This window comes from Reyranella sp. (assembly GCF_052439685.1).
Taxonomy (GTDB): domain Bacteria; phylum Pseudomonadota; class Alphaproteobacteria; order Reyranellales; family Reyranellaceae; genus Reyranella.
Genome location: NZ_JBQVQG010000078.1, coordinates 1 through 645 on the forward strand (window position 1 = coordinate 1; position 645 = coordinate 645).

General features: G+C 66.0%; 1 protein-coding gene. It reads right to left on the minus strand.

Features of this window, described 5'->3' with window-relative positions:
* Positions 1-635 (minus strand): ABC transporter substrate-binding protein (locus ACT6UX_RS30410; protein WP_444778863.1); only part of this gene is annotated, 635 nt, incomplete at its 3' end.
* Positions 636-645: the final 10 nt, after the last annotated feature.

Here is a 645-nt window from a genome sequence, read left to right on the forward strand (position 1 = left end):
GCGGCCTGCAGCTCCTTGAGGCGGAAGGTCACCATCTGGTCGAACAGGCTCACCACCACCTGGTAGCGGTTGCTGGAGAGGTCGGTGTTGAACTGCACCTTGGCGCGCTTGGCGATTTCCTGTGCGTCGGGATAGCCGGCCGGCGCCTTGTTGCCGAACGAGGCGTTGGGCAGCACCGGCAGGCGGCTGATCTTCGGGTCGAACAGCAATTCCTGGCCTTCGCGCGAGAGCGTGTAGGCGATGAACTTCTTGGCCTCGTCGGCGTTCTTGCCGCCGCTGATGAGCGCGATGTTGGCCGGCACCACCGCCGTCACCGAGGGGTAGTGGAACTCCACCGGGTAGCCCGAGTACTTGCCGGCCAGGCCGAAGAAGTCGATCACCATGCCGACGCCGTACTGGCCGTTGTTCACGCCATCGGGCACCGCGAAGCTGCGGTCGGTCACGGCCGCGCAGTTGCCCGCGATCTGCAGCATCTGCGTCCAGCCCTTTTCCCAGCCTTCGCCCTGCAGGATGGTCTCGACCGTGAGGTGGGTGGTGCCCGAACGCGAGGGCGAGGAGATGGCCACGTGGCCGAAGTAGGCGGGCTTGGTATGGTCGGCCCTCTCGCGCGGCGCGTGCACCTTGTTGGCCTGCATTTAGCGGGTG